The 22,871-nt window shown below is 35.8% G+C and carries 26 protein-coding genes; 16 read left to right on the top strand and 10 right to left on the bottom strand.

Translation table 11 applies throughout. The features are described from left to right. Positions 1 to 82: 82 nt before the first annotated feature. Positions 83 to 1,672, bottom strand: a complete 1,590-nt coding sequence (locus tag PSR14_RS21475) for a bifunctional UDP-sugar hydrolase/5'-nucleotidase (protein WP_098487586.1) — start codon at positions 1,670 to 1,672, stop codon at positions 83 to 85. A gap of 200 nt (positions 1,673 to 1,872) precedes the next feature. Between PSR14_RS21475 and PSR14_RS21470 the strand changes: the two genes are divergently transcribed. From PSR14_RS21470 to PSR14_RS21460, 3 genes are all read left to right on the top strand, one after another. After that, entirely contained in the window at positions 1,873 to 2,136 is a 264-nt protein-coding gene (locus PSR14_RS21470) for a YqkE family protein (protein ID WP_000727549.1), read from the top strand. A gap of 68 nt (positions 2,137 to 2,204) precedes the next feature. Beyond that, entirely contained in the window at positions 2,205 to 2,726 is a 522-nt protein-coding gene (locus PSR14_RS21465; protein ID WP_001227170.1) for a GrpB family protein, read from the top strand. 132 nt (positions 2,727 to 2,858) lie between these two features. After that, positions 2,859 to 3,686, top strand: a complete 828-nt coding sequence (locus PSR14_RS21460; RefSeq protein ID WP_000547999.1) for an aldo/keto reductase — start codon at positions 2,859 to 2,861, stop codon at positions 3,684 to 3,686. 29 nt (positions 3,687 to 3,715) lie between these two features. On the opposite strand, the gene lolS is transcribed toward PSR14_RS21460, so the two are convergent. Next, positions 3,716 to 4,630: an aldo/keto reductase gene (lolS, locus tag PSR14_RS21455; RefSeq protein WP_000747193.1), complete on the bottom strand. Its 915-nt coding sequence runs from the start codon at positions 4,628 to 4,630 to the stop codon at positions 3,716 to 3,718. A 369-nt stretch (positions 4,631 to 4,999) separates the two neighbouring features. On the opposite strand from lolS, the gene PSR14_RS21450 reads away from it, so the two are divergent. After that, positions 5,000 to 6,229, top strand: coding sequence for an IS110 family transposase (locus PSR14_RS21450; RefSeq protein WP_098487274.1), 1,230 nt, complete (start codon positions 5,000 to 5,002; stop codon positions 6,227 to 6,229). Positions 6,230 to 6,422: 193 nt separating this feature from the next. Here the strand turns inward: PSR14_RS21450 and mciZ are convergent, their stop codons facing one another. Continuing rightward, positions 6,423 to 6,551, bottom strand: a complete 129-nt coding sequence (mciZ, locus tag PSR14_RS21445) for a Z-ring formation inhibitor MciZ (protein ID WP_000870299.1) — start codon at positions 6,549 to 6,551, stop codon at positions 6,423 to 6,425. A gap of 74 nt (positions 6,552 to 6,625) precedes the next feature. Here mciZ and PSR14_RS21440 point away from each other — a divergent pair, with 74 nt between their 5' ends. After that, entirely contained in the window at positions 6,626 to 7,165 is a 540-nt protein-coding gene (locus tag PSR14_RS21440; RefSeq protein WP_098487373.1) for an NUDIX hydrolase, read from the top strand. Between the two features lie 23 nt (positions 7,166 to 7,188). On the opposite strand, the gene PSR14_RS21435 is transcribed toward PSR14_RS21440, so the two are convergent. Continuing rightward, a complete protein-coding gene (locus tag PSR14_RS21435) occupies positions 7,189 to 7,740 on the bottom strand; it encodes a GNAT family N-acetyltransferase (RefSeq protein ID WP_000803491.1) in 552 nt (183 codons plus the stop codon). Positions 7,741 to 7,895: 155 nt separating this feature from the next. Between PSR14_RS21435 and spoIIM the strand changes: the two genes are divergently transcribed. From spoIIM to corA, 9 genes are all read left to right on the top strand, one after another. After that, on the top strand, positions 7,896 to 8,513 hold the full coding sequence (spoIIM, locus tag PSR14_RS21430; RefSeq protein WP_223290733.1) for a stage II sporulation protein M: 618 nt from the start codon (positions 7,896 to 7,898) through the stop codon (positions 8,511 to 8,513). 106 nt (positions 8,514 to 8,619) lie between these two features. Continuing rightward, a complete protein-coding gene (locus PSR14_RS21425; RefSeq protein WP_000392655.1) occupies positions 8,620 to 9,075 on the top strand; it encodes a Fur family transcriptional regulator in 456 nt (151 codons plus the stop codon). Between the two features lie 103 nt (positions 9,076 to 9,178). After that, positions 9,179 to 9,409, top strand: coding sequence for a YqzK family protein (locus tag PSR14_RS21420; protein ID WP_001250432.1), 231 nt, complete (start codon positions 9,179 to 9,181; stop codon positions 9,407 to 9,409). Positions 9,410 to 9,415: 6 nt separating this feature from the next. After that, on the top strand, positions 9,416 to 10,306 hold the full coding sequence (gene xerD, locus PSR14_RS21415; RefSeq protein WP_000390084.1) for a site-specific tyrosine recombinase XerD: 891 nt from the start codon (positions 9,416 to 9,418) through the stop codon (positions 10,304 to 10,306). 143 nt (positions 10,307 to 10,449) lie between these two features. Beyond that, positions 10,450 to 11,193 (top strand): FixH family protein, encoded by a 744-nt coding sequence (locus PSR14_RS21410; RefSeq protein WP_001993299.1) that lies wholly within the window; start codon positions 10,450 to 10,452, stop codon positions 11,191 to 11,193. Positions 11,194 to 11,617: 424 nt separating this feature from the next. After that, the gene (gene deoB / locus PSR14_RS21405) at positions 11,618 to 12,802 is read left to right on the top strand and encodes a phosphopentomutase (RefSeq protein WP_001046082.1); all 1,185 of its coding nucleotides are present in this window, start codon (positions 11,618 to 11,620) and stop codon (positions 12,800 to 12,802) included. 12 nt (positions 12,803 to 12,814) lie between these two features. Beyond that, positions 12,815 to 13,636 carry a purine-nucleoside phosphorylase gene (locus tag PSR14_RS21400; RefSeq protein ID WP_001078446.1) on the top strand — a complete coding sequence of 274 codons (822 nt, stop codon included), beginning with the start codon at positions 12,815 to 12,817 and terminating at the stop codon, positions 13,634 to 13,636. Positions 13,637 to 13,643: 7 nt separating this feature from the next. Continuing rightward, a complete protein-coding gene (locus tag PSR14_RS21395; protein WP_001243079.1) occupies positions 13,644 to 14,948 on the top strand; it encodes a pyrimidine-nucleoside phosphorylase in 1,305 nt (434 codons plus the stop codon). 62 nt (positions 14,949 to 15,010) lie between these two features. Further along, a complete protein-coding gene (gene corA, locus PSR14_RS21390) occupies positions 15,011 to 15,973 on the top strand; it encodes a magnesium/cobalt transporter CorA (RefSeq protein ID WP_001998197.1) in 963 nt (320 codons plus the stop codon). Between the two features lie 34 nt (positions 15,974 to 16,007). Here the strand turns inward: corA and PSR14_RS21385 are convergent, their stop codons facing one another. Continuing rightward, positions 16,008 to 17,297, bottom strand: coding sequence for an NCS2 family permease (locus PSR14_RS21385; protein WP_000676253.1), 1,290 nt, complete (start codon positions 17,295 to 17,297; stop codon positions 16,008 to 16,010). Positions 17,298 to 17,431: 134 nt separating this feature from the next. Further along, a complete protein-coding gene (locus PSR14_RS21380) occupies positions 17,432 to 18,103 on the bottom strand; it encodes an SIMPL domain-containing protein (protein WP_001161455.1) in 672 nt (223 codons plus the stop codon). A gap of 158 nt (positions 18,104 to 18,261) precedes the next feature. On the opposite strand from PSR14_RS21380, the gene PSR14_RS21375 reads away from it, so the two are divergent. Further along, the gene (locus tag PSR14_RS21375) at positions 18,262 to 18,681 is read left to right on the top strand and encodes a MarR family winged helix-turn-helix transcriptional regulator (protein WP_001003315.1); all 420 of its coding nucleotides are present in this window, start codon (positions 18,262 to 18,264) and stop codon (positions 18,679 to 18,681) included. A 102-nt stretch (positions 18,682 to 18,783) separates the two neighbouring features. Beyond that, the gene (locus tag PSR14_RS21370; protein WP_000820919.1) at positions 18,784 to 19,329 is read left to right on the top strand and encodes a hypothetical protein; all 546 of its coding nucleotides are present in this window, start codon (positions 18,784 to 18,786) and stop codon (positions 19,327 to 19,329) included. A 24-nt stretch (positions 19,330 to 19,353) separates the two neighbouring features. Here the strand turns inward: PSR14_RS21370 and PSR14_RS21365 are convergent, their stop codons facing one another. The 4 genes from PSR14_RS21365 to PSR14_RS21350 are packed head-to-tail and all read right to left on the bottom strand — an operon-like array spanning position 19,354 to position 22,751. Further along, a complete protein-coding gene (locus PSR14_RS21365; RefSeq protein WP_098487374.1) occupies positions 19,354 to 20,418 on the bottom strand; it encodes an ABC transporter permease subunit in 1,065 nt (354 codons plus the stop codon). Between the two features lie 12 nt (positions 20,419 to 20,430). Next, entirely contained in the window at positions 20,431 to 21,495 is a 1,065-nt protein-coding gene (locus PSR14_RS21360; RefSeq protein ID WP_000468549.1) for an ABC transporter permease, read from the bottom strand. Then, the gene (locus PSR14_RS21355; RefSeq protein WP_074531976.1) at positions 21,485 to 22,366 is read right to left on the bottom strand and encodes an ABC transporter ATP-binding protein; all 882 of its coding nucleotides are present in this window, start codon (positions 22,364 to 22,366) and stop codon (positions 21,485 to 21,487) included. The genes PSR14_RS21360 and PSR14_RS21355 overlap by 11 nt, the downstream gene beginning before the upstream one ends. Next, entirely contained in the window at positions 22,332 to 22,751 is a 420-nt protein-coding gene (locus PSR14_RS21350) for a GntR family transcriptional regulator (protein ID WP_000548033.1), read from the bottom strand. Before PSR14_RS21350 ends, PSR14_RS21355 begins: the two co-directional genes overlap by 35 nt. Between the last annotated feature and the right edge of the window lie 120 nt (positions 22,752 to 22,871).

Raw genomic sequence — 22,871 nt, 5'->3', positions numbered from 1 at the left:
TTAGGTTTCACATATATGACGGATAAAAGGTTTATGTGTATCTTTTACGATGAAAAATTAAGATTGTTTATTATGAGTGTACTTAATTTGTTTTTTGAATTCTACCATCGATAATTGGCTGAATAGGTTCTTTTAATTGTTTTACGTAATCGACTAGCGCTTCAAAGTCGTTTGGACCAGTCTCTGGATTTTTACCATTTTTAAATGATACAAATCCATCACCGCCAGAAGCTAAAAAGGCATTTGCCACTACGCTATACGTTTTAGATGGAGATAATTCTTCACCGTTTGTTAAACGTATATTTGTAACTTTTTCACCGTTTGGTTTATTTGCATCCCACGTATATTGAATACCTGAAATTTGAAGCATTCTCGTCGTTCCTTTTTGCCATTGTTGATTTAAAATGTCGCGAATATCTTGACCTGTTAAATCTACTTTAATTAATTGGTTTCCAAAAGGCTGAATGCCGTATAATTCGCCCCATGTAATATCGCCAGCATCTAAGTCATTACGAATGCCGCCTGGATTCATAAGTGCGATTTGAGTTTGCATCGTTTGGCGCTGGGCATCGGCAACTAAATTTCCAAGAGTGGACTCACCAGCATCATTTTGTTTACGGTCGATAGGTGCTGTAGATTTTCCGACAACTTCATTTACAAGCGGTGCAATTTTTTCTTTATATTGATCTAGTTTTTTCTTTACTTGTTTATCAGGTTCTACACCTTCATGGTATGTTGTAACAACTTCAGCTTTTTTCTTTACAATATCTTTTGTTTTACGATCAATTGTTACATCTACATCTGAGAAAGCCATTCCGTAAGAGTTCGCTTGGACGATTAGTTTATTATTTACAGTACCATTTACATACGTGTGACTATGCCCACCAAAAATAACATCAATTTCCGGATCTGTTTCATTTGCAATTCGAGTAAGGTCTCCATTTGTCACACCAGACTCATCTGTTGTTCCACCGACATGAGCAAGGACGACAATGGATTTAACGCCAAGACGCTTTAATTGCTGCGTTGATTTATTAATTGCTTCTACTTCGTCAGTGATTTCTACATTTTTAAGCATAGTAGGCATCACGACATTTGGTGTATCAGTTGTAACTACGCCAATGAATCCTACAGGCACACCATTTACCATTTTTACAGTAAATGGCGGTAAAAATAAGCGGCCAGTGGATTTATTATAGAAGTTTGCAGCGACATAAGGGAAATTTGCACCTTTGAAATTCCCTGTTTTTTCGTGATAGCCACCGTAAATGAGACGTTTCATTTCATCAATACCTTCATCAAATTCGTGGTTACCGATTGTACCAACATCAAATTTTAAGTCATTTAAAAATTCAATCGTTGGTTCATCTTGTAACAATGCTGAAACTGGTGGACTAGCTCCGACAATATCGCCAGCGTGTACGAGAAGTGTATTCGGGTTTTGCTTTTTACGTTCTTTTAAATAAGTAGCTAAGTAATCAGCGCCACCAGCTTCTTTGTTATTAATTTTTTTAACAGTATCTAGTTGTCCATGGAAATCATTAATACCAAGCATTTGTACGTCTATGTAGCGGTTTTGTTCAGCTGGAGTCTGGGATGGGGGAGCAGCAAATACGGTTGAAAAAGTAATGGTGCTTAAAACGGCAACAGCAGGAATGATTTTTTTCCACATAATCTAATTCTCCTTTTTTATAATCTGACATCATACGACATAATTTTAATAGATTCATAGGATTATATCTATACAAAAAAATAGTTTTTTCGAAAAATTAACATATTTACAAAAAGTGAATAATAGAGTAAAGGACCTTTTTTATTGTCGAGTTCATTGTGTATCTACTATAATGGAGAAAAAAGTAAAAGGTGAGTAGTATGAAGAAAAAGAAACAAAGACAAATGCAAAGACAAGCGCAAGTGAATCAACAAAAGAAAGAGTCGCTTACATTAGGTGATCAATTAAATGATTCACTCATGCAGCAATTAAAGAATAAGAAGAAAGAGTTGCAAGTGAGAGAAGAGGAAAAAGTGGCAGCTGAACAGGAAAGAAAGCGCCAAGAACAAAAAGAACGTGAAAAGAATAAATCATTTGAAGAACTGTTAAGTGAAAGTAACCTTACTTGGAAAGACTTTAAATAATAACGAAAATGATCAGTGAATAACGCTGATCATTTTTTTGACGAGCTTGTAAGAAAAGGGGAGTTAGAATGAGAAAAATTGTAGTTGTTCCGCATGAAAATCATTGGGGTGAAAAATTTCAAATGGAGGCTGAAAGATTAAAAGCGGCGATGCCAGAAAAGGTGAAGGTCCATCATATTGGAAGTACGTCGGTGCCAGGACTGGCAGCGAAACCAATTATAGATATGATTATGGAAGTAGAGAGTATCGACAGAGTAGATAGGTGGAATGAACGTTTTGAAGAGCTTGGCTATATCGTAAAAGGGGAGAATGGTATTTCAAGACGCCGTTATTTTATTCATGGAACGGAGGAAAAACGCTCGTATCACTTACACGTGTTTGAAAAAGGAAACCCTGAGATAGTAAGGCATTTAGCATTTCGTGATTATATGATGGCTCATTGTGAAGAAGCTGAGGCATATGCAACTTTAAAGAAAGAATTAGCTGAAAAGTATACATATGATGGTGCGTTATATTCGGAAGGGAAAACTGAGTTTGTACGTAATGTTGATGAAAAAGCGAAGAAATGGATGGAAAATAATGTTAATTAATGAGTTCGCATTATTTTAGAAAGTATATAAGTTTATTATGTAAACTGTACATATGTTTTGACTTTTTGGTTGAATCTTGTTCAAATAAAGTGGTGGCTTATAAAAAAATGTAATGATGAAAGGGAGACGACTGTGCACATTCCAACAACTACACTTCATAATGGCGTAAAAATGCCGATGATTGGTTTAGGCGTTTATAAAGCGAAAGAAGGCGACGAAGTAAAACAAGCAGTAAAAACAGCGCTAGAAGTTGGATACCGTTCGATTGATACAGCAACTGTATATGAAAATGAAAGCGGTGTCGGAGAAGCGGTTCGTGAATCAGGAATTCCGAGAGAAGACATCTTTATTACAACAAAAGTTTGGAACGATGATCAAGGATACGAGGAAACACTTGAGGCGTTTGAGAAAAGCTTAAAAAAATTACAAATGGACTATGTAGATTTATATTTAATACATTGGCCAATAAGAGGGAAGTATGTTGATACGTACCGAGCATTAGAAAAACTGTATGAAGAAGGTAAAGTGCGCGCGATTGGTGTTTCTAACTTCCATAAACATCATTTAGAACTGCTATTACCAAATTGCAAAATAAAGCCGATGGTAAACCAAGTGGAACTTCATCCGATGTTAACACAATTTGAATTGCGTAATTTCTGTCAAGGTGAGCAAATTCAAATGGAAGCATGGAGTCCATTAATGAGGGGCGGAGAAGTATTTCAGCACCCGATTATTCAGGCCATTGCTACTAAATATGAAAAAACACCTGCGCAAGTTATATTAAGGTGGGATATTCAAAGCGGGATTGTGACGATTCCTAAGTCTGTTACACCATCTCGCATTCAGGAGAATTTTTCTATCTTTGACTTTTCATTAACAGAAGAAGAGATGACTCAAATTAATACGTTAAATCGTAATTTACATGTAGGAACGAATCCTGATAAATATGATACGTTATAAAAAGACGCTACCAGTATGGTAGCGTCTTTTTATCGGTGTAATGCGTACGTATCACATTTCACAATTTGCTGAAGCTGTGTATATTCTGCTGTTGTTAACTGTGTTTGTTTACTAGCTTGTACATTTTCTCGTAATTGCCCAATAGAGCTTGCACCAGGTATAACAGCTGCAACAGTTTCGTTATGTAAGCAATATTGAATAGCTGTTCCTGTTAAAGAGCTTTCCCCGATTAATTCTTTTACACTCGCGAGTGTCTCATATAATTCATCGTAAGAATAAGAAAGGTAATCCTTTTCTTTTACTCTTTCTATCTTTCTTGTATTGTTATCAGTTAATATTCCTTTTGCAAGTGGTCCGCGAGCAATGACGCTAATTTGATGTTCATTTAGAAGTGGGAACCATTCTTCAGGGCGACGATTCAAAAGGCTATATTCCATTAGTACACTAACGATATTTGAACGTTTTGCATATTCACGGATGACATTTGGACGTATTGAAGAAATACCGTAATGGCGAATGATACCTTCTTTTTTTAATTCTTCAAAGGCTTCAATTACTTCATCTATAGGATCTTCAATCGTCCCGCCGTGAAGTTGATATAAATCAATATAATCAGTTTGAAGTCTACGTAAACTTTCTTTCACTTCAGCCTTTATGTAATTTTTAGAAGGATCCCAAGACCAGCCGTTTTTTTCTTCTGTCCATCGATTCCCAACCTTCGTTGTAAGAATAATTTGGTCTCGTTTTCCTTTTAAGGCTTTTCCAACAAATTCTTCGTTTAATCCATAATCATATAAATCCGCTGTATCAAAAAAATTGATTCCTACATCGATTGCTTCATCGATAATACGCAAGGCTTCTTTTTCAGATGTACCGAGAGACATACAGCCAAGTCCCATTTCTGTCACAAATAAATCTGAGTTTCCTAATTGACGTTTTTTCATAAGTCAACCTCCTCGTATATTAATATTTAAGCCCTATTACAGGCTTAGATTTTCTTCTTAATAAGAGCCCTATAAATAAAAATACTTGGACGTCCCAAGATATTTCTAGATAATGATTTTAGGATCATTTGGGACAATTCTTTCACCTCCTGTGGATTTACCACATTTGAAGAGTGTTTCTCAGTGAACGTGCGGGACTCCCTACTCGCAGGCTGAGCAGCCTGACCCTCGAACCTAGATGATAGTAGCTCTAGGGCGGCTTTCGATTCAGGACTAGCTCTCATACACGAGGTTGTTGGTCGGCGTACACACTAGAGATATCTCGAGACGTCCAAGAAATGATTCTAATATAGAAGGGAGGTCTCTTACATGAGATTATTTGTTGGTTTAGATGTAAGTTCGTTTGATATGAAAGTTTGCTTTTTAAATGGTGATGGAGAAAAACTGGATTCTTTTTCGGTCAGTAATGACCTACCGGGAGCTACTACACTCAAAGAAAAATTATTACAGTGTGTTGCAGGTAAAGAGGTCGACATCCTTAAGATTGGTCTAGAATCCACCTCTGTTTACAGCTTTCATCCTTCTATGTTTCTTCACCATGATATAGATTTACAGCGTTTTGGAGCAAAAGTATTTCTCCTAAACCCAAAGCAAGTCGCAAATTTTAAGAAAAGTTATTCTGACATGAATAAAACCGATGAGATTGATGCCTTTGTCATTGCTGATTACTTACGATTTGGCCGTAATCAAATGTCTATCGTAAAAGAAAGCCAGTACGTGGCACTGCAGCAATTAACTCGATCACGATACCAACTTGTCAAAATGTTAACGAAAGAAAAACAACACTTTCTTCAACACCTAAGTTTTAAATGTAATACATTTTCACAAGAGGTGGATACTTCCGTATTCGGTAGCGCCATGACAGAACTATTTCTTGAAAAATTCAGCTTAGAGGAACTCGCTAATATGCCTTTAGAAGAACTCGCTGAGTTCCTACAGAAAAAAAGTCGAAACCGTTTTGGTGATCCAAAATGCGTAGCAGCATCCATTCACAAAGCTGTGAAAGTTTCTTATCGCTTGGATAAGGTTGTAGAAGATTCAATAGATGTCATCTTAGGTACATCCATCGCAGTCATTCGTACGTTTCAACAGCAAATCAAGGAATTAGAAAAGTCTATTAAAAAAATCATGGCTGGTTTGACCCAAACACTTGAATCTATTCCTGGAGTAGGCCCTGTTTTCGCTGCCGGTATCATTGCTGAAATTGGCCAAATCGAAAGATTTGACGATGAAACAAAAATAGCCAAATACGCTGGATTATACTGGCGAAAGCACCAATCCGGTCGTTTTACAGCCGAAGATACTTCATTATCCCGTACAGGTAATCATTACTTGCGTTATTACTTAGTTGAAGCCGCCAATTCAGTAAGAAAGCATGTATCAGATTATCAAGAGTATTACGTGAAAAAATATAATGAAGTACCAAAACATCAACACAAACGTGCACTCGTTCTAACCGCAAGAAAATTTGTGCGATTGGTGGATGCGCTACTACGTAGCCACCAACTTTTTACGCCTGGAAGGTGTGTGAAAGAATGACATAAAATTTTGTCATCGCTACCTTTCATTATTTTCCAGTAAATTACATTCGTTACTGGTTTAGTTTTGTGATGCCTTTTTTAAACAAATTGACCTTTGACAACTTTAAACTTTGTTATTTCTAAGTTGACATACTACCGCAGGTCTTCTCCTTATTCTTATTGTACGCAAGGGAAAAGAGGTTGACAAACGTTTACTTTTTAGTTGCTGTAATCCACTCTTGTACAGTTGTATACTCTTTGCCATATTGTTTTAGCTTATGGCGAATTTGCCATGCTTTTCCGACTAAAGTGACGCGATTTGGTAAAATATAAACTTTCATTTCTATCACGCTCCTTTCAATGTGGTAAAATGTATGAGGAAAGAATAGGAAATAGAACAGGGAGATGAAGTAGTATGAGTAATCTTGCAGAGAGAACAGTAAAAACTGAGCCGATTTTTGATGGTAGAGTTATAAAAGTTCGTGTTGATGATGTAGTATTACCAAATGGAGCAATGAGTAAACGTGAAATTGTAAATCACCCTGGTGCAGTTGCTATTATTGCTATTACTGATGAGGGGAAAATTGTGCTTGTTGAGCAGTATCGTAAAGCGCTTGAAAAGGCGATTATAGAAATTCCGGCTGGCAAGTTAGAACCAGGTGAAAAACCTGAGGTGACAGCAGTTCGTGAATTAGAAGAGGAAACAGGTTATGTATGTGAAAATATGGAGCTTATTACTTCTTTCTATACATCTCCAGGATTTGCAGATGAAATTTTATATGTATATAAAGCGACAGGTTTGACGAAAAAAGAAAATAAAGCTGCGTTAGATGAAGATGAGTTTGTGGAATTAATGGAAGTATCATTAGAAGAAGCAACTACTCTTATGAAAAATCTTCGTATTCACGATGCGAAGACGATGTTTGCAGTACAATATTTACAACTACAAAAATAAACACTCGCCAAAGGCGAGTGTTTTTAATTAATTTTTGCATATACGCGTGCATCACGTAAGCTACCATCTGGTGCTATGAAATCATTTTCCATTGTACCTTCTAGAATAAATTCTAAACGTTCTGCTAAGTTACATGCATTTGTATTTGTTGCATCAATACGAATTTCAATTCTTCGAGCGCTTAGCTTATCAAAGGCAAATTGAATGGCACCTTTCACAGCTTCGGTCATATAGCCTTGTTTTGTATAAGCGCTATGTAGCCAGAAGTGAAGTGAAAACTTTGGAATATCCCAGTTTTCAGGCTTGAGCGTTATAGCTCCGATGAATGTACCAGATACTTTATCGTATAAGTGAAAATCAAGTGTTTCACGAAGTAAAAACTGTCCGTGAGCGTTACGAACGATTTCTTCAGCACTTTCTTCTGTTTCAGCGTTAATTGGCATCCACGGTACTAAGTCTTCTAGAGAAGCTTGTATTGCTTCATACACTTCTGCACCATCACCTGGAAATGGCTTACGAACCTGTAAGCGTTCAGTTTGAAATAATGTTGGAAAATCTAATAATAATGGTTTCAAGAGAAATCCCTCCTATTCTCTACTTTTTAGTTTAGCAAAGTAGAGCGGAATTTCAATGTTAATTCGTCATACTTTTTTCTTTCTTTCATACATTTTTAGTAAGAGTGTGAACGGAGGGAAGAAAAATGTGGAGAAAAACTTGGCAAGACCGTGTAATGTCTCACATACAGGAAAACTCTTCATTATATATATTTAACGCTGTTTTGTTATTGATGGGAGTAATATTTGGAGCGATTCTTGTAAATAGTTTACAATTAAATCAAAAACAAGATTTATCATTTTATTTGCAACGTTTTTTTGGACAAGTTTCTAAAGGAGAATTTGCTATTGCAGGCGAAATGTTTCGAGAAAGTTACTTTTCACAATTAAAATACATTGGATTTATTTGGATTTTAGGGATTTCAATTATTGGATTGCCACTCATTTTTATTTTATTATTTGCAAAAGGAGTAGTTGTCGGATTTACAGTAGGTTTCTTAGTAAGTCAGCATGGATGGAATGGATTATTATTAGCATTCGTTTCTGTATTGCCACAAAATCTCATTATCATCCCAGTATTTCTCGTTATGACAACAATTGCCGCAAGTTTTTCCTTACGCATGATTAGGCATCAATTTATCCGCAAAATAACTGAGCCGCTATTACCATTATTGATCCGTTATACATGCTTCTTTCTTGTAATTGGAGCGGTGTTAGCTCTTGCTTCTAGTGTAGAGGCTTATGCATCACCAGTTTTAATGAAAGAAGTCGTTGAGGCTATTAATAAACAATAAATACTTTATGAGAATAATTATCAATTTGTTTTTATTGTTTTTCTTTTGACAGAAGCCCTTCTTCTGATATAATGGTGTAAGAGTGGCGAGGAGGGAGTAGTACCGAATGGAAGAAAGAATTGAACGAATTAAGAAGCAATTACATGCAGCGAGCTACAAATTAACACCGCAACGTGAAGCAACAGTTCGTGTGCTGCTAGAAAATGAAGAAGATCATTTAAGCGCAGAAGATGTTTACCTCCTTGTAAAAGAAAAGTCGCCAGAGATCGGATTAGCAACCGTCTATCGAACTTTAGAACTATTATCTGAGTTAAAAGTTGTCGATAAGATTAACTTCGGAGACGGTGTTTCACGCTATGACTTACGCCAAGAAGGTGCGCAGCGTTTCCACCATCATTTGATTTGTACACAATGTGGTGCTGTACAAGAAATACAAGAAGATTTACTTGGTGAAGTGGAAAGGAAAGTAGAACATGACTGGAGCTTTAAGGTGAAGGATCATCGTTTAACATTCCATGGGATTTGTAAAAATTGTCAAGAAAATGAAACGGATGAAAAATAACCTTTTCCTATTTAACTAGGAAGAGGTTTTTTATTTGAATAAGGTATAAATTGGTGAAAGCTTGGCATATGTTGTAATAACTTATATTTTGGAGGAATTTACAATGCGCCGAGCTTTAAAATTAACTTTTGATGGGATAAAAGTATTTTTATTATTTACAAGTTGTACGATTTTGTTTTATTTCGCTATACTATGGATAAATGAAGAATATGAAAGCTATCATCGTTATGAAAAGCCAAAAGAAGAGACTGTAGAAAAAGTATCAGGGAATGAAGAGCCGGCAAAGGATGCTTTCGTAAATAGAATGATGTTTTTCTATGAAAATGGGGAGTAGTGTAGATTGGAAGATCAATTAAAAGATTTTATTCATTATATGGTTGTTGAAAAAGGACTAGCGAAAAATACAGTAGTATCTTATGAACGTGATTTAAAAAGTTATGTAAAGTATTTACAAAATGTAGAACAAGCGAAAAGCTTTCACGAAGTGACACGCTTGCACATTGTTAACTTTCTGCAGCATTTAAAAGAAAACGGAAAATCTTCGAAAACATTAGCACGTCATATTGCATCGATTCGTTCGTTTCACCAATTTTTACTTCGTGAACGAGCGGTAGAGCACGATCCATCCGTACATATTGAAACGCCGCAAGGAGAACGGAAATTACCGAAAGTATTGTCAGTTGATGAAGTAGAGGCGTTACTGCAGACACCAAAAATGACGAGCGCTTTTGGGGTTCGTGATAAAGCGATGCTAGAGTTATTGTATGCAACAGGACTTCGTGTTTCAGAATTAATTGCATTAAATTTAGAAGATGTACATTTAACGATGGGATTTGTTCGATGCATAGGGAAAGGGAATAAAGAAAGAATTATTCCACTAGGAAGTTTAGCGACGGAAGCGATTCAAAAGTATATTGAAAAGGGAAGAAGAGAATTGATGGGGAAAAAAGTAGTAGATGCACTCTTTTTAAACCATCATGGCAATCGATTATCAAGACAAGGATTTTGGAAAATTTTAAAACGATTAGCGAAAGAAGCAAATATTGAAAAAGAGCTTACACCTCATACATTGCGTCATTCTTTTGCTACGCATTTATTAGAAAATGGAGCAGACTTACGTGCTGTGCAAGAAATGCTTGGACATGCAGATATTTCAACGACACAAATTTATACGCATGTTTCAAAAACTAGATTAAAAGATGTATATAAACAGTTTCATCCGAGAGCATAGGTACTATGCTCTTTTTTCATAGATTCAAAAGGCTATAGCACTTCACAGAAACTTCACAAACATTTCGTACATTGTTTTCAGCAGAAGACTAGAATATTACAATGTATTTCCTCTATACTAAATAAAGTATGAAGGAGGAAATGATGATGAAAAAACTTATTATGACTTTATTTATCGCGATGCTAGCATTGGCTGGCTGTAATACAAACAAAGAAGAACCGAAAAAAGAACAGAAACTAGAAGCTGTAAAAGTAGCAGTTCAAACAAATCCGAAAGAAATTAAACCTGGTGAAAAAACAGAAGTACAAGCACTTGTTACACAAGGAAAAGAAAAGGTAACAGATGCTGATGATGTAAAGTTTGAAATTTGGAAAGCTGGCGACGAAAAGCACGAGATGCTAGAAGGTAAGCATAAAGGAAAGGGTGTTTATGCTGTAGAGAAAACGTTCGAGACGGATGGCGTATACCATATTATCGCTCACACAAATGCGCGTGAAATGCATGTTATGCCAGAAGTAAAAGTGGCTGTAGGAAATGCGAAAGTAGAAGATGCGAAAAAAGAAAATAGTGATCATGGTGCAGGACATGGTGATCATAAAAGCGATACAATGATTCACCTTATGGCTGGTGACATAAAAGCAAATGCTGAATCAACAATGAAAGTTCATTTAAAACAAAAAGAAGAAGCTTTAACTGGTGCTGAAGTACAACTTGAAATTTGGAAAGATGGTGTGGAAAAACACGAATTCATTCCAGCAAAAGAAGGAAATAAAGGGGAGTATGAAACGAAACATACTTTCAAAGAAAAGGGTTCTTACAAAGTGAAAGTTCATGTTAAAAAAGGCGAATTGCATGAACATAAAGAAGAAACAGTAGAAGTAAAATAAAAAGGTAGCTCTTTAGAGCTGCTTTTTTTATTTTTATTCTGAAAATGATTAGTGGGAAAGAACAAAACCGCTACTGATTAAAATTTCACTTTATATGAAGAAATAAATCATAAAATGATTAGCACTTCTGTGCATAATGGATTACAATAGAAGTGTGAAGAAAATGAGAAATTCTACGAAAATGTATTAAAAAGAAAGCGTAAACATGTTATGATATCAGTATCAGATGTCTGATATCTGACTTAGAAAAAACTAGAAATGTTTTTGAGTCGTTTCAAGGTAAACGAAATAGGTTAGAGAATGATTTAAAGAAGTACTGTTTGATAATGAGAACGAAAGATAATTCTTATGGAGAACAGTTTCACTTTATAGCGTTTTGAACATACTACAAGAAGTAGAACTGAACTTATAGGAGGTCGCAGTTATGAATAAATATAAACGTATATTCCTAGTCGTAATGGACTCTGTTGGAATCGGTGAAGCACCAGATGCTGAACAATTTGGTGATTTAGGATCTGACACAATTGGTCACATTGCTGAACATATGAATGGGTTACAAATGCCTAACATGGTGAAATTAGGTCTTGGTAACATTCGTGAAATGAAAGGCATCTCTAAAGTAGAAAAACCACTTGGATATTATACAAAAATGCAAGAAAAATCTACTGGTAAAGATACAATGACAGGCCACTGGGAAATCATGGGTCTTTACATTGATACACCATTCCAAGTGTTCCCAGAAGGATTCCCAAAAGAATTACTTGATGAATTAGAAGAAAAAACAGGCCGTAAAATCATCGGTAATAAACCAGCTTCTGGAACTGAAATTCTTGATGAACTTGGTCAAGAACAAATGGAAACAGGCTCTTTAATTGTTTACACTTCTGCTGATAGCGTACTACAAATCGCAGCACACGAAGAAGTAGTGCCGCTTGATGAGTTATATAAAATTTGTAAAATTGCACGTGAATTAACGTTAGATGAGAAGTACATGGTAGGCCGTGTTATTGCTCGTCCATTCGTTGGGGAGCCTGGAAACTTTACACGTACACCGAACCGTCATGACTATGCATTAAAACCATTCGGCCGTACAGTAATGAATGAATTAAAAGATAGTGATTATGATGTGATTGCTATCGGTAAAATCTCTGACATCTATGATGGTGAAGGGGTAACTGAATCACTTCGTACGAAGTCTAACATGGATGGAATGGATAAGCTTGTAGATACATTAAATATGGACTTTACAGGTCTTAGCTTCTTAAACTTAGTTGACTTTGATGCATTATTCGGTCACCGTCGTGATCCACAAGGATACGGAGAAGCTCTGCAAGAATATGATGCACGTCTTCCAGAAGTATTCGAAAAACTAAAAGAAGATGATCTATTATTAATTACAGCAGACCACGGTAATGACCCAGTGCATCATGGTACTGATCATACACGTGAATATGTACCGTTATTAGCATATAGCCCAAGCATGAAAGAAGGCGGAAAAGAGTTACCACTTCGTCAAACATTTGCTGATATTGGTGCAACTGTAGCAGAAAACTTCGGTGTGAAAATGCCAGAATACGGAACAAGCTTCTTAAACGAGCTAAAGAAATAGGGGGATAAACAAATGAATCGTGAACTTATTACAAAATCAGCTTCATATTTAAAAGAGAAATTTCAAGAGACACCACAAGTAGGACTAATCCTTGGATCTGGACTAGGTGTATTAGCGGATGAAATCGAGAATGCAGTAACAGTACCTTACAGTGAAATCCCTGAATTCCCAGTTTCCACTGTAGAAGGCCATGCAGGTCAACTAGTATTCGGTACACTTCAAGGTGTAACAGTAGTAGCAATGCAAGGACGTTTCCACTTCTATGAAGGATATGATATGCAAAAAGTAACATTCCCAGTTCGTGTTATGAAAGAACTAGGAGTAGAAACAGTTGTTGTAACAAATGCAGCTGGTGGTGTAAATACATCATTCGAACCAGGCGATCTTATGTTAATTTCAGATCACATTAACTTCATGGGTACAAATCCATTAATCGGACCAAATGATTCTGAAATGGGTGTACGTTTCCCTGATATGTCTACATCATATACAGTAGAGCTTCGCGAAATGGCGAAACAAGTTGCAGCAGACTTAAATATTAAAGTACAAGAAGGGGTATACGTTGGAATGACAGGTCCTGTATATGAAACACCTGCTGAAATTCGTATGCTTCGCACACTTGGTGGAGATGCAGTTGGTATGTCAACAGTACCTGAAGTAATTGTAGCGCGTCACGCTGGTATGAAAGTACTTGGTATTTCTTGTATTTCAAATATGGCAGCTGGTATTTTAGATCAGCCACTTCACCACGATGAAGTAATCGAAACGACAGAACGTGTTAAAGCTAACTTCTTAGCATTAGTAAAAGCAATCGTAAAACAAATGAAGGGGTGACCTCACAATGAGAATGGTGGACCTAATTGCAAAAAAACGTGACGGACATGCATTAACGACAGAAGAAATTAACTTTATTGTTGAAGGATATACAAATGGTGATATTCCTGATTATCAAGTAAGTTCACTTGCAATGGCAATTTTCTTCCAAGATATGAACGATCAAGAACGTGCAGATTTAACGATGGCAATGGTAAATAGCGGTGATACAATCGACTTATCAGCTATTGAAGGAGTAAAAGTAGATAAGCACTCGACAGGTGGCGTTGGTGATACAACAACACTTGTATTAGGTCCATTAGTAGCCGCTTTAGGTGTACCGGTTGCAAAAATGTCTGGACGTGGTCTAGGACATACTGGTGGTACAATTGATAAATTAGAAGCAGTTCCAGGATTCCATGTTGAAATCGAAAATGATGAATTCATGCGTCTTGTAAATGAAAATAAAATCGCAGTTATTGGTCAAAGTGGAAACTTAACACCTGCGGATAAAAAATTGTATGCACTTCGTGATGTCACGGCAACAGTAAACTCAATTCCGCTTATTGCAAGCTCAATTATGAGTAAAAAAATTGCTGCTGGTGCAGATGCAATTGTTCTTGATGTAAAAACTGGAGCAGGTGCATTTATGAAAACAGATGAAGATGCAAAACGTTTAGCAGAAGCAATGGTGCGCATTGGTAATAACGTTGGTCGTAATACGATGGCTGTTATTTCTGATATGAGTCAACCACTTGGTGAGGCTATTGGTAACGCACTTGAAGTACAAGAAGCAATTGATACATTACAAGGTAAAGGACCGAAAGATTTAGAAGAGTTATGTTTAACGCTTGGAAGTCAAATGGTATACCTTGCTGGACAAGCTTCATCTCTAGAAGATGCACGTGAGAAATTAATTGAAGTAATGAACAACGGTAAGGCGCTAGAATCATTTAAAACGTTTTTATCAGCGCAAGGCGGCGATGCATCTGTTGTTGATGATCCTTCTAAATTACCACAAGCACAATTTAAAATTGAAGTGGAAGCGAAGGAAGACGGTTATGTATCAGAAATCGTTGCAGATGAAATCGGAACAGCAGCAATGCTTTTAGGAGCAGGACGTGCGACGAAGGAATCTGAAATTGATTTAGCAGTTGGCTTAATGCTTCGTAAAAAAGTAGGGGACAGCGTGAAAAAAGGTGAATCCCTTGTTACCATTTACGCAAACCGTGAAAATGTAGAAGACGTAAAAGCAAAAATTTATGAGAACATGAAGATCTCTAAAGAGCATGTAGATGCACCAACATTAGTGCACGGCATCGTTACTGAATAATAAAGAAGGGCCAGGGAGTGTTTCTCCTTGGCTTTTTTTACTATTTTTTGTTTATAATAATAATGGGTGAAAATATGATTAGAATTTGTGCAATAACAAAAACAGATGAAGTATTATATGATGTTTCGCTAGAGGAAACAAAGAAAGACCATATTGTATGGTATTGGCTAGATTTATATAAGCCAACGAAAGAAGAGTATACATACATTTTGCAAGATCATTTTAAGTTCCATCCCCTTGCAATTGAAGACTGCATAGAATATGTACAGAGGCCAAAAGTTGATTTTTATGATGGATATAACTTTTTAGTTCTTCATGCATTTGGTGAGGATGGATTAGAACCTCACGAGATTGATTTATTTATTAGTGATCGTTATATTGTTTCTTTCCACTTTTCTCATAACAATGCAATTGAAAGAGTATGGAAAACGCTTGGAGAAAAGAAGCGTATTAAAAATAGTCCCCTGCACGTAGCGCATACAATTATCGATCAAATTGTAGATGACTATTTTGCGCCTGTATATTACATTGAGGATCATTTAAATGCAATTGATGATAATTTAACGGGTGAAACGGCAGGAAGTGTACTAGAAGAAGTATTTGATATACGTGCAGATTTATCGAAGTTAAGACGTACAATTATTCCGATGCGTGATTTATTGTATCGTATTTTAAATTCGACTCGTTTTTACGGTATAAGTGATCATGAAATTTATTTTAAAGATATACATGATCATTTGCTTAAATTGACCGAAATGATTGAAGCAAGCCGGGAGTTAACAGCAGATATTCGAGATAGCTATTTTTCATTAAACTCGCATCATATGAATAACATTATGAAAACATTAACTGTATTCTCGACTATTTTCATGCCATTAACATTTATTGCGGGAGTATATGGAATGAACTTTACGCATATGCCAGAGCTCGGTGGACAATATAGTTATTTTATTTGTTTACTTATTATGGCACTAATTGGTGGCGGCATGATGGCTTGGTTTTATAAAAAAGGATGGTTTAAGTAAAAAACACCGAGGGAAAATTCCTCGGTGTTTTTACTTAACCAATAGCATGTAATACGAACATGGCTAAGAATAAGCATGTAATGATATACATAGACGGTGCGACTTCTTTACGCTTTCCAAGAGCAACTTTTAAGATAGGATAAGCAATAAATCCGAACGCAATGCCATCAGCGATACTATATGTGAGCGGGATCATGACGATAATTAAGAACGCTGGAAATCCTTCTGAAAAATCGTTCAGAGGAATTTGTTGAATGCTTGTAATCATCAGGCCGCCAATAATAATTAAGATTGGTGCAATGGCACTATCAGGAATTAGTTTGACAAACGGAAGTGCAAACAGTGATGCAAAGAATAACAACCCTGTAACGATAGACGTCAGACCTGTCTTTCCGCCTGCAGTAATACCTGCGGCACTCTCTACTGTTGATACGGTAGGGCTTGTGCCAAATAGACCACATGTCATTGCTGAAATTGCATTGGCTTGGTAAGCACGTGGGAATTTACGGTCATCTTCTAATAAACCGTGCAGAAGTCCCATGTTCTCAAAAATAAGCACCATGCTTAAGGAGAATGTTGCAATCCAAAATGGTAAGGAAGAAAGTTTGCCAAATGACATAGCCCCAAACACATCGCCGTAATTAGCGAATGAGAATGAACTATTTCCGATTTGACTTGTATCAACAAGGCCAAACAGCCATGCAATACCAGTTCCTATTGCAATCGTCCATAAAAAGTTTCCACGTACGTTACGAATAAATAATACGAGTGCAACGATAAGAGTAAGCACGGTCGCAAGAACGACAGGGCTACTTAATTTACCCATTGCAACAGCAGTATTTGGATTCGAAACGACTAAACCACCTTTTTGCAATCCGATAAATGCTAAAAATAATCCGATGCCGACAGTGATAGCTTCCTTTAGTGACTTTGGAATCGATACTGAAAGCACGCGAGCGATTGGTGTAAACGCAGCAATTGCAAAAATAATACCAGAGATGAAGACAGCTGCTAATGCTTCCTGCCAAGTTAATCCGAGCGTATGGACAGCAGTGTACGTGAAGAATGCATTTACACCCATACCAGGGACAAGAATAGCAGGTGCATTTGCCCAAAATGCCATGAGCAGACATCCGACAAATGAACTGAAAACAGTTGCTAAAATTCCAGCTTCAAGAGGAATGCCAGCATCGGATAAAATGGATGCATTTACAATCATAATATATACGATCGTAAAAAATGACGTAACTCCAGCTAAAACTTCTTGTTTTGGTGATGTTTCGTGTAAACCTAATTTAAATGTTCTTTCAAGTATTCCTTTCATGTTAAACCTTCTTTTTCATATCCCTCTCCCACCCGTGATATCTCTTTCGTAAGAGCTCACCGTCCTTTATTATATCAGAACATCATGTTTTTACAACAAGGAAAATGATAACGTTTACTTATAAATGAAATTATTTATAAATACGTAAAAATCGCCCGTATTGTAGAAATGATTTCTAATTCTCCCGATTGAATGGGAGGAGACGCTTGTGCATGTAAAGTAGCATAGGACGCGACTTCCCTTGGTAATTGAGCAGATTCTTCAACGAATGAGAGTGGAACGGGATTAATGTTTAAATTGTATGTACTCGCAATAGCACGAGCTTTTTCTACAGCTTGTTGCAGGGCTTGAATGAGAGCTTGCTCATAATATTTATTTGGGTGAGATATTCGAAACCGTAAACCTTTTGCTACGTTTGCTCCATTTGAAACGGCTATATCATATACTTCCCCTGCTTTTTGTACATTTAAAACGGTAATTTCATACAAATGTTCCACCCGATATCCTTGTAGTAATGCTTTATCATTTACATACTCGTATTGAGGAGTGATCGTATAAGAAATCGTTTCTATATCTTTATCAGCGATACCAAGCTGTTTAAGTGCATCCAGCAATTGTTTTGATTGTACTGCATTTTCTTCTTGCGCTTGTTTCACATTTTTACTATCAGTTCGAATGCCAAGTGTTAGTATAACAACATTTGGTTTCGCTTTGACAACACCCTCACCTTGTACAGTAATAGTCGCTTCTTTACCAGTATTAGCTGTGCGTACATTGTGTAAATAAGGATTCATTCCACCTTGCATCTTCCATCACCATCCTTTTTATATGTATATGTGTGAACAAAAAAGAAATTTGTATGAAAAAGTTACATAAATGGGAATGTTAAAGAAAGAAAGCATATACAACGAGGGTATTTATAGATTATAATATGTGTAAATATGATAAAAAAGGGACGAGGCTAGTGAACGAAAAAAGAGAAACACTGATTTTAGAGTTATCCGGATCATTTCGAAAGATGATACGTTTATTACAAAATGATATTAATACACGTTTTGCAGAACATATGCCATATAATGAATTTTCTGTATTACGCGCGTTATTTTTAAACAGTCCACAGATGGCTTCGCAAATTGCGAGTGAAGTAAACGTAACCTCCAGTCATATTACTGCTGTTACAGATCGTCTTGTACGAAAAGGATTAGTAGAAAGAAAACGTTCTAATTCAGATCGTCGTATCGTGTACTTAGAAATTACAGAACACGGAAGAGAAGTAACTGAAAAACTAGAAGCTGTACGAAAAGAATATTATAAAGAGAGATTTAAAGGTTGGAGCGACCAAGAAATAGAAATGGTGTTAGAGCTATTTGGCCGCGTATTATAATAAATGAGGATAGGGAGCGACAGCTTTCCTATCCTTTTTCTTTTGAATAAAAACATTTTGAAACTCCAATACTTTAATTAAAAAGAATCGGAGTGAAAAATAATGAAACGTATTTGTACGCTTTTCATTATGATTGGAAGTTTTTTCTGCTTTCATCAATTCGCGGATGCCGCAACACCTCTTCAAGTCGTTCAAAAAGAATTACAACATATTTCAAATAAGCAACCTGTTTTATATTCAAAACTATGGATTCGCTCTATGCAGAATGCTATTTTATTTCATCACAGTGATAACATTCGGCATGAAGATACGATAAGCAATGTAACGAAATCTTCTCTTGTAAAAGTAAAACAACTTCCACTTCAGAAAGCATCACAGTACATCCCGAGATTATCACAATATATTTCTAAGTTTGAGGCTGAGAATGTGCAAGTGTATTATGTTGCAGCGCGTTATGAAGTAAAAAAAGAAAATCCGTATCAATTAAATGGAATGAATTATTTTATGCAAGTGTTTATTCAACAAGGTGGAGAATGGAGAATTGCTGAAAGTATAGTTGCTCCAACAGATCAAATTGTCGCAAATGGTGACGGGTTTGGAACGAAACAAGAAAAAGAGTATGGGAAAAGAAGAGAAAATGTGAAATAACCTCCTCATCGAGAGGAGGCTATTTTATTTAAAATTCCAAGAGACTTTCCATTTTAATATTTTAGGTAGGAAGAAATACGTAATGAAACTAGTTACTAAAAATCCGATGTAAAAGCTGGACAATGAGTGCGCTCGACTTAGTATTAAACCTCCAACGATCCCCCCAAAGAAAATCGCACAAGCCAAAACTACTTTTTGTAGTTTTGGATATAATAAGTAGTTACCATTTCGCTCATTGATTGAACGGGCATATAAATATATACCGAGTGGTAATAAAAGAATAATATGTGCAATAGGTCCAATCAATGTTTTTGCCGGTGGAATCTTTGTAAAGTTTGGTTCGTTATGACGTACTCCATTTTGATCAGTATAAGCGCTTTGTGGATCATAATTAAAGTAAATATTAAAATCTTCTGCTGGACTAGAAATACGTATGTTTTCCATAACATTATGTATAATACCATTGTTCTCATGAAAGTCGGCACTCGAGTGAACAGCAATGACTCCTGATATTAGAGATGGAAGTAACGCTGGGAAGATTAATATAGCTGCAGTAAGAAATCCTTGCGATATCACATTTCCAGCGATTGTTCCTATACATAAGGCAAGTGTATAAATAGCAATTAATACAATTAACATGTATATAAAGTAACGATGAAAGGGGGAGAATACTTGATATTTATTATGAAAAGTCAACTTTTTCATAATAGCAAATAGTCCCCAGTTTAGAACGACAACAGCGGCGATATTACAGATTCCAAACAACCACTTTGTTATATAAAGGTGCGAACGTTTAAAGGGCATAGACCATAACAAGTCGCTAGCGTTATTTTGTCTTTCCCATCCAATTAACGTACAAGCTAGAACGATTAGCAAACTACCTAACAGCATGATAGAATCTAGAAGTGTTAAATCAAAATTGTAATGATATATAGCTTTCCATTTTTTGTTCATATTTAGAAAATATTGCTGTTGAATAGAAGTCATATAGTATTTATATGATAAAGTACAGAAGCTGACGAGCCAAAATAACCATATAACATATTTACTTTGTTGATACGTTCTTAGCCACAGTGCTTTTTGAAACATAGGATCTCTCCTTTAAAAAACTTTATAATTTGTTAAGCGTGATAATGCAATATAAGTAATGATTCCAGCGAGAAACAAACTGATATAGTAGTTAGGTAAGAAAAAAAATTGATTGATTTTATAGCCACCTAGTAATGCAAAGTAAATGGTTGTCCCCCATATACATATTCGTAAATGCTTTTGGAAAATAAATATCTTTTGACTGTTTTCATTTGGCGATCGTGTATATAAATATGTTCCAAGTAGTAAGTAAACTATTGTATAAAAAATAGGGACTAACATCGATTTAGCTGAATAATAGTGATGAGATGCTGGATCTCTTAAAGTAGTTGAATCGTTGTCCTGCTTTCGGTATTCTGGATTATAATTATAATCAATAGAAAAACGATATATTGGTGCAACTATATTTGTTTTTTGGTTGAATTCATAAAGGTGTTGATCTAATTTATTACTTTTAGTATTGGTAGCCTCTAAATGGTTTAGCGTAAAAGTGTATATTAGCGGAATAAATGTAAGTCCCATTAGTAGCCACGGAATACAAAAAACAAGCTGTGAAACAACACTTCCAGTAAAAGTACCGATGCATAATGCAGCTGTGTATACTGCTACATAAGAAACAATCGCATAAAGAAAGTATCGATGAAATGGACTAAAAGATTGATAATCAAAATGAATCGTTGTTCTATAAATAACATACATAAGGATCCAATTGATAAGTAACGAGACTAAAATACAAAATGAACCAAAAGCCCATTTAGATAAGAAAACATCTTTTCTTTTAAACGGCATCGTCATAAGTAGTGTATTAGATTGGTTGCTACGTTCCCATCCTATCAATAAGCAGGCTAAAGCAATGATAAGAACAGTTAACCAAAAACTATTACCTTCTCCTGAAGAAAAGATATAAAAATAATAATACTGTTTACCTTTTTCTTGTAATTCGTAATATTTATCGAGTTCCATCTGAGCACTTCTATAGTATCCTAAAGATAAAAGATAAAGCGAACTAAAGAAGAATAGTAACACAGCATATTTCCCGCGCTTCCAATTCCACATCCATAACGCCTTATGAAACATACCCATCCTCCTCCAGTGTCGTAACGAAGACATCTTCAAGCGACATTGTTAATTCTTCAATGAGCAGTGGTTGTTCTTTATAAAACTTTTCCAGTGTTGTAGCTACATTTCCCTCGATTAAGATTGTATATACTTTTCCTGTTTGATTTAATATTTTAATATTGCTTAAGTTTTCTAGTTTTTGAGGTAATGAACGTTCGTAAGCAACTTGTATTTTGGCAAATCGTGATTTTGCATCGTCTAGTGATGTAATAGAAGCTATAGTATGGCCTTTTAATATAATAATTGTATCTGCAATTTGTTCCACTTCATCTAAATGGTGAGTGGAGATGAAAATGGTAATCTCTTTTTCTGCAACTTCTCCAACGAGAAACTGTAAAATTTGCCTTTTCACGATAGGATCAAGTCCATTTGTCGGTTCATCTAAAATGATATATTCTGCTTTTGTAGAAACAGCTAAAATGATGGCGAGCAGTGCTTTCATTCCCTTTGAGTAACTACGAATTCTTTTGTTTGGTAAGTTAAAACGTTCTAACAGTTCATAGAAATATGCTTCATCAAATGCGGTATAAACCTCTTTGTAAAACTTTACAATTTCTTTTACTGTATATCCGTTCAATATGTTAGTAGAATCCGGAACATATACGATTTTTTGCTTTATTTCAGGACACTGATGCACGTTTGTATCTTCATATGTAACAGTCCCTTCATCAGGGTCTAAAATGCCGACCATCGTTCGTAATAAAGTTGTTTTCCCCGCACCGTTTCTTCCGAGTAATCCGATGATACTCCCTCTTTGCAATGTGAAAGAAACATCATCTAAAATCGTTTGATTATCAATTGTTTTCTTCAAGCTTGTCACTTTCAGCATCCGCATTTCCTCCAATCTCTTTATAGTATGAATCTATCCAATCATGAATTTTATCTTTCGTAACACCAAGATAAGAGGCTTCTAATAGTAATTGATGAAATTGCTTTTCAACCATAGCGATTTTCCTTTCGTCTAATGTTGGGGTAATCGATTGGGATACAAATGTTCCTTTTCCTCGTAATGTTTCAATAATCCCTTGTCGCTCTAACTCTTGATACGCTTTACTCACTGTATTTGGATTGATAACGAGTAAAGAAGCGAGTTCTCGTACAGAAGGTAGTTTGTCACTTGGAGCTAACATGTTCTTTAATACGAGTTCTTTTATATTTTGAACAATTTGTTCCCATATCGGAGTGTTGCTTCTTGGATCAAGTTGAATATGCAAGAGCAATGTCTCCTTTCTAACTTGTATTAAGTGTACTATTGCGAATAATACACTTAATACAATAAAGGTGATGAATTTGTTTGTCAACTGAAAATGTTAGAAAAATATGGTATTAAAAAA

It is taken from the genome of Bacillus sp. A01H (assembly GCF_045277205.1).
GTDB lineage: Bacteria > Bacillota > Bacilli > Bacillales > Bacillaceae_G > Bacillus_A > Bacillus_A paranthracis.
The sequence above is the reverse complement of the archived record's forward strand: the minus strand, read 5'-3'. Positions and strand labels throughout refer to the sequence as shown.